This window comes from Coprococcus intestinihominis (genome assembly GCF_040096555.1).
Classification (GTDB): domain Bacteria; phylum Bacillota; class Clostridia; order Lachnospirales; family Lachnospiraceae; genus Coprococcus_A; species Coprococcus_A intestinihominis.
Genome location: NZ_JBBMEK010000190.1, coordinates 1 through 6472, shown reverse-complemented (window position 1 = coordinate 6472; position 6472 = coordinate 1). Strand labels below are relative to the sequence as shown.

The 6472-nt window shown below is 45.2% G+C and carries 5 protein-coding genes and 3 pseudogenes; 7 read left to right on the top strand and 1 reads right to left on the bottom strand.

Annotated elements, in window-relative coordinates:
* Nucleotides 1-226: pseudogene (locus WMO25_RS13100) on the bottom strand (MATE family efflux transporter); the annotation flags it as partial.
* A gap of 194 nt (nucleotides 227-420) precedes the next feature.
* Here WMO25_RS13100 and trxA point away from each other — a divergent pair.
* The 7 genes and pseudogenes from trxA (at nucleotide 421) to trpA (ending at nucleotide 6106) form a co-directional block, all read left to right on the top strand.
* Complete coding sequence (trxA, locus tag WMO25_RS13095) at nucleotides 421-729, top strand: thioredoxin (RefSeq protein ID WP_349085658.1); 309 nt, start codon at nucleotides 421-423, stop codon at nucleotides 727-729.
* Between the two features lie 436 nt (nucleotides 730-1165).
* Nucleotides 1166-2486 (top strand): annotated as a pseudogene (locus WMO25_RS13090) (anthranilate synthase component I family protein).
* On the top strand, nucleotides 2483-2935 hold the full coding sequence (locus WMO25_RS13085) for a glutamine amidotransferase-related protein (RefSeq protein ID WP_349085657.1): 453 nt from the start codon (nucleotides 2483-2485) through the stop codon (nucleotides 2933-2935). Before WMO25_RS13090 ends, WMO25_RS13085 begins: the two are co-directional and overlap by 4 nt.
* Nucleotides 2936-2996: 61 nt before the next feature.
* Nucleotides 2997-3809, top strand: a pseudogene (trpC, locus tag WMO25_RS18945) (indole-3-glycerol phosphate synthase TrpC).
* Nucleotides 3796-4368 carry a phosphoribosylanthranilate isomerase gene (locus tag WMO25_RS13065; protein ID WP_349085653.1) on the top strand — a complete coding sequence of 191 codons (573 nt, stop codon included), beginning with the start codon at nucleotides 3796-3798 and terminating at the stop codon, nucleotides 4366-4368. The pseudogene trpC and the gene WMO25_RS13065 overlap by 14 nt, the downstream one beginning before the upstream one ends.
* A 3-nt stretch (nucleotides 4369-4371) precedes the next feature.
* Nucleotides 4372-5331 (top strand): tryptophan synthase subunit beta, encoded by a 960-nt coding sequence (gene trpB / locus WMO25_RS13060; protein WP_349085652.1) that lies wholly within the window; start codon nucleotides 4372-4374, stop codon nucleotides 5329-5331.
* Nucleotides 5324-6106 carry a tryptophan synthase subunit alpha gene (gene trpA / locus WMO25_RS13055; RefSeq protein WP_349085651.1) on the top strand — a complete coding sequence of 261 codons (783 nt, stop codon included), beginning with the start codon at nucleotides 5324-5326 and terminating at the stop codon, nucleotides 6104-6106. The genes trpB and trpA overlap by 8 nt, the downstream gene beginning before the upstream one ends.
* Nucleotides 6107-6472: the final 366 nt, after the last annotated feature.

The window sequence follows — 6472 nt, the reverse complement described above, 5'->3', positions numbered from 1 at the left end:
CGATCAATGCTGAAAAAGCAGAAATAAGATAAATAATCGGAAAACACAGTCCGATGCCGGTCAGCGCAGAACTGCCGGTTCCGGGCATATGGCCGATATAAATTCTGTCTACGATGTTGTAGAGCAGATTGACCAGCTGGGCAATGACCGTGGGAACGGCCAGTTTAAAAAGGAGCTTTCCCACCGGTGCGGCAGCAAGCTCGTTGGAGACATTCGTCTGATTCAAAATGATCACAATCCTTTAATGTTTTCTAAGGAGTTACTTTTTGTTTAAAATAAAGTACTATATGAATTAGTATAGCGGGTGAATGGACAAAAGTAAAGCAACTTCATAAAATCAGATATTTCATTCTGTGGGTATCTCTGTTATACTGAGCTTGTAAGTGATATGGAAGAAATTTAATTTCAGGAGGTTTTATTATGGCAATTATAGATTTAACAAAAGAAAATTTTCAGGCGGAGGTTACAAAATCCGACAAGCCGGTACTGGTAGATTTCTGGGCTGTATGGTGCGGTCCGTGTCAGATGATGGCACCGATTCTTCATGAACTTGAAACGGAAATGCCGGATGTTCAGATTGGCAAAGTCAATGTGGATGAGCAGATGGATCTGGCACGTCAGTTCCGTGTTGTCAGCATTCCGACACTGATTATTTTTAAAAACGGACAGGAAGTTCAGCGTATGGTTGGTGTGACATCCAAGGAAGAGCTGAAGGATGCGCTGAAATAAAAAGATAAAAAATTATAAAAATTTCTTGACAGATATTTTCATAGTAGGTATAGTAATAGTCAGAGAACAATTTAGCTAATTAAACTGATGATGTGGAGATAACGTTTATTGTGCACGCACAGAGGGTCTGGGAAGATGAGAGCCGGGCCGAACGCAGATAGGCAAATGGACCACTGAGGGCATAGTGAAAGGCAGCAGAGCTGTTCAAGTATTCTATGACGCGGGGCAGGCGTTAATTGCCGGGAGTATGTTAGTACTTCTTTAACAAGCGCGCAGGATTTTTCTATCCTGTGAAGCAGGGTGGCACCGCGATATAAGTGAATTCCAATCGTCCCTGGCAATGTATTAATTTACATTGCCGGGGATTTTTTAGTTTCGGGATCCGGGATGGAGAATACAGCAGCCGAAAAGTATTTCAACAAGGAGGACAGGCAAAATGATCAATCTGACATTGGATGAGGCAAAGAAAATAGCAGCAGAAGGCGATTATAAAGTCATTCCCATCAGCTGTGAGGTTTTTTCAGATGTAAAAACGCCGATTGAGGTGCTTCGCATTCTGAAAAATATCAGTCGGCATGTTTATATGCTGGAATCCATCGAGGATAATGAAAAATGGGGACGCTATACATTTCTGGGCTATGATCCGAAGCTGGAACTGGCTTGTCTTAAAGGAAAAATGACAATCAAAAACGGAACGACCATTGAAATGGATATTCGTCATCCGGGAGAAATGATCAAGAAAATACTGGCTGATTATAAAAGCCCGAAACTTGAGCATCTTCCGCCTTTTACTGGTGGTCTGGTGGGTATTTTGCTTATGATTATATTTGCTATGCGGAGCCTTCCCTGAAGCAAAAAATATGATTGAGCTGATTCGTTCCGGACAGCCACAGCCGCCAAAGCAGGGCAGGATCACCAGTGAGTTCAGACCATTGTTTGACAAAGAGGCCTACTGTGACATGGTAAGAAAGGCCAAACACTATATCAAAGAGGGTGACATTTTTCAGGTTGTCCTCTCAAACCGCCTGGAAGCGGATTTTGAAGGCTCTTTGCTGGACGCTTACAGAGTTTTGAGAACGACCAATCCGTCGCCGTATATGTTTTATTTTTCGAGTGATGATATTGAAATGGCCGGTGCTTCACCGGAAACGTTGGTAAAACTGGAGGATGGTGTTTTACATACATTTCCTCTGGCCGGGACAAGAAAACGCGGAAGAACGGAGCAGGAAGATCTGGCTTTTGAGAAAGAACTCCTGGACGATGAAAAAGAACGGGCCGAGCATAACATGCTGGTAGATATCGGCAGAAATGATATTGGAAAGATCAGTGTTTTTGGAACGGTGGAAGTTGAGAAATATGTGTCTATCGAACGTTTTTCACATGTTATGCACATTGGTTCGACAGTAAAAGGCCGAATCCGGCCGAATATGACAGCCTTAGATGCAGTGGATGCGGTTCTTCCGGCGGGAACGCTCTCAGGGGCTCCGAAACTCAGAGCCTGTGAGATCATTGATGAGCTGGAGGACAACAAACGCGGCATTTACGGCGGGGCCATCGGTTATCTGGATTTTACTGGCAATCTGGATACATGTATTGCAATTCGTCTGGCATTCCAGAAAAACGGTAAAGTCTTTGTCAGATCCGGTGCCGGCATCGTGGCGGATTCTGTGCCGGAGAATGAATATCAGGAGTGTATCAATAAAGCGGCCGCAGTGATGGATGCTTTGAAAATGGCTCAGGGAGGTGACAGTTTATGATATTGCTGATTGATAATTATGATAGTTTTTCCTACAACCTTTATCAACTGGTGGGAAGTATTGATCCGGATATCCGGGTGGAAAGAAATGATACTTTGAACATCGACGATATTCGACAGTTAAAACCGAGTCACATTATTTTGTCACCGGGGCCGGGACGTCCGGCAGATGCAGGCATCTGTGAGGATGTCTCCATGAGCGCACCGACAACCGTGTGTGAGATCAACAACGGCAATTACAGAAGCTATGTGATCCAACCTGAAGATTTTGGTCTGAAACGCTGCACCAAAGATGAACTGGTGGGAGGCACAGCTGAGGAAAATGCAGTCATCACAAAAGGTATTTTGAGCGGTCAGATTCAGGGAGCCAAAAGAGATGCAGTCTGCATGAATGCCGGTGCAGCAATGAAGAAATTGGAAGAATTTGTTGAATTTCCCAATAAGCGGTAAAGAGGTCATTATCAATGAGTGACTCAGAAAAATAAGCGTTAAGACAGCAGGGAGCAAAAATATGGCAGCAACAATACTTGAGACGATTGCCGCTTATGCCAAAGAGCGGGCGGCCAGGGATAAGGAAAAGGTGCCGGAAAAGGAAATGCGGGAGCGGGCATTGACGCTTCCGAAAGGTACATTTAGATTCAGCCGGGCACTCAGAAAAAAGAAATGTCTTTTATTTGTGAGGTAAAAAAAGCTTCTCCATCCAAGGGATTGATCGATCCGGTCTTTGATTATAAAAGAATTTCAAAAAATTATGAAGTGGCTGGTGCAGACTGTGTCTCCTGCCTGACAGAACCGAAATGGTTTCTGGGATCGGATGTCATATTTGGGGAAGTCAGGAGAACGATTCAGCTGCCGATGATCCGAAAAGATTTTACAGCGGATGATTATCAGATTTATCAGGCAAAATGTATGGGTGCGGATGCGGTATTGCTGATCTGTGCTTTGATGGATGAAAAAAAAACTGACGCATTATCTGACAATTTGTGACACATTGGGCTTAGATGCACTGGTGGAAACCCATGACGAGGAAGAAATAAAAATGGCCGTATCGGCAGGTGCCGGGGTGATCGGCGTGAATAATCGCAATTTAAAAGATTTTAGTGTGGATTTTAGCAATGCTGTGAAACTTCGGCATCTGATACCGGAAGAAGTGATTTATGTGGCGGAATCCGGCGTGAGCCGGATATCGGATGTGGAGGCACTCAGACAGGCGGGTGCAGATGCAGTGCTGATGGGTGAGGTAATGATGCGGGCCAAGGACCAGAAGGCAACGCTGAAGGCCATGAAATCCGCAGCAGCAGGTGTTGACAATGACTGTGATTAAAATTTGCGGATTGAGCAGGGAAGCAGATATTGCAGCAGTCAATGAGGCGAAGCCGGAATATTGCGGATTTATCATTGATTTTCCGAAAAGTTATCGCAATGTGACGGCGGAACAGGTCAGAAAGCTGAGAACAGGGCTGGATGCTTCTGTTGTTCCGGTAGGAGTGATTGTTGATCGTCCGGTTGAACAGGCAGCGATGCTTTTGAATGAAGGGATTGTGGATGTGATCCAGCTCCACGGACGGGAAGATGAGAATTATATCCGGCGGCTGCGTAAATTACTGAAATGCGGGGAAGAAGCCTTCACGGATGATGGTGAAACAGGGCATGGCGATACAAGGCAAACTACTGAGATAAAGGACTGTATATGGAAAGCTTTTAAAATAAGAAGCAGAAAAGATTTTGAAGATGCCATGACAAGCAGTGCGGATGCGGTGATTCTGGATAACGGTTATGGAACAGGCGAGACCTTCGACTGGTCAATTCTTGAGGATGCGGGAGTAATGATGCAGGAGAAAAAATTTTTTCTTGCAGGCGGTCAGAAGAGCAGGAGGAAATAAGCAATGACAAAAGGTAGATTTGGCATTCACGGCGGACAGTATATTCCGGAAACATTGATGAATGCGGTTCTGAAATTGGAAAAAGCCTATAATTTTTATAAAAATGACCCTGAATTTAATCAGGAATTGACAGCACTTTTAAATGATTATGCGGGCAGACCATCACGTCTTTATTACGTAAAGCGTATGACCGAAGACCTGGGCGGCGCCAAAATTTACCTGAAGCGAGAAGATTTGAATCATACAGGTGCACACAAGGTTAATAATGCGCTGGGGCAGTGTCTGCTGGCAAAGAAAATGGGCAAAACCCGTGTAATCGCTGAGACGGGCGCCGGACAGCATGGTGTGGCTACAGCCACTGCAGCAGCTTTGATGGGGTTGGAATGCGAGATTTATATGGGAAAGGAAGACATGATAAGGCAGGCATTAAATGTTTACAAAATGCGCCTTCTCGGTGCAAAAGTCCATGCGGTTGAGAGTGGTACGGCTACATTGAAAGATGCTGTTTCAGAGACATTCCGCGAATGGGTCAGCAGAATTGACGATACGCATTATGTGCTGGGCTCTGTTATGGGGCCGCATCCGTTTCCAACGATTGTCAGAGATTTTCAGGCAGTGATTTCCAAAGAGATCAAAGAGCAGATACTTGAAGCGGAAGGCAAACTGCCGGATGCGGTTCTGGCTTGCGTGGGCGGCGGTTCCAATGCTATCGGTGCCTTTTATCATTTTATTGAAGACAAAGATGTGAGACTGATCGGATGTGAAGCGGCGGAGGCTTTTGAATATATGAGCCGTACAGAAGGTATTATTCCGGCCATTGAATCGACCCATGCCGTCAGCTATGCCATGAAACTGGCACCGACCATGACGAAAAATCAGATTATTGTGATCAATATTTCCGGCCGCGGTGACAAAGACTGCGCAGCCATTGCAAGATACAGAGGGGAGGATATCCATGAGTAAGATTAAAGAAGCACTTGCAAAAGAAAAAGCATTTATTCCGTTTATCACCTGCGGTGATCCGGATTTAGAAACAACAGAAAAAATTATAGAGGCCATGGCAGCGGCCGGTGCGGATCTGATTGAGCTGGGTATTCCTTTTTCAGATCCGACAGCAGAGGGATCTGTGATCCAGGAAGGCAATTTGCGTGCTTTATCCGGCGGTGTGACGACGGATAAAGTATTTGACATGGTTCGACGTGTACGGCAGAAAGTGACACTTCCGATGGTTTTTATGACTTATGCCAATGTTGTATTTTCTTATGGCACTGCAAGGTTTCTGGACAAAGCGGCGGAGGTTGGGATTGATGGATTGATCCTTCCGGATGTGCCGTATGAAGAAAAGGAAGAATTTGCACCGCTGTGTGAAGCGGCAGGATTGGATTTGATTTCTATGATCGCACCGACATCCCATGACCGCATCAAAATGATCTCTGCAGAGGCAAAAGGATTTGTGTATTGCGTTTCGTCACTGGGAGTTACCGGTGTCAGAAGTGAGATTACAACAGATATCGGTGCCATGGTGCGCCTTGTCAAAGAGGCTAATCCGGACATCCCATGCGCCGTTGGATTCGGTATTTCAACACCGGCGCAGGCTGAAAAAATGGCAGCTGTATCGGATGGTGCTATTGTGGGCAGTGCCATTGTTCGTCTGTGTGAGAAGTACGGACGGGAGGCAGCAGGGCCGATCGGAGAGTATGTACGCAGCATGAAAGTGGCTGTGCTGCAAAAAGACTAAAGGCGGTCACAAAGTGCCGTCGGCCGACTCTAAGACAGCTTTCAATAAACAGTTTTAATAAACAGACAGCTTTCAATAGCAGGTCAAGACTTGACTTTTCAGGTTGTAAATAGTATGATATCTAAGCAGGCGTCTAAGTGTGAAACACCGGGATGTACTGGTTCGTCCGCTTAGTTTAACGGATACAACAAGTGCCTTCTAAGAATAAGCCGCGGCTGAACCCTGAGGGAAAACAGAAAAAAGAACTTGGAGTTCGAATCGATTCTGGAAGAGACAAAATTAACAACGAAGCTTTCCCCATTCTGGCGGATGCTCTACTGTTAATAAAATGAATAATCTGATGATATCCAGCTAATCAAAATTAGC

What these genes read in the sequence shown, in the direction of transcription:
- trxA (WP_349085658.1), top strand. Translation starts at nt 421, where the DNA reads ATGGCAATTATAGATTTAACAAAAGAAAATTTTCAGGCGGAGGTTACA.
- WMO25_RS13085 (WP_349085657.1), top strand. Translation starts at nt 2,483, where the DNA reads ATGATATTGCTGATTGATAATTATGATAGTTTTTCCTACAACCTTTAT.
- WMO25_RS13065 (WP_349085653.1), top strand. Translation starts at nt 3,796, where the DNA reads ATGACTGTGATTAAAATTTGCGGATTGAGCAGGGAAGCAGATATTGCA.
- trpB (WP_349085652.1), top strand. Translation starts at nt 4,372, where the DNA reads ATGACAAAAGGTAGATTTGGCATTCACGGCGGACAGTATATTCCGGAA.
- trpA (WP_349085651.1), top strand. Translation starts at nt 5,324, where the DNA reads ATGAGTAAGATTAAAGAAGCACTTGCAAAAGAAAAAGCATTTATTCCG.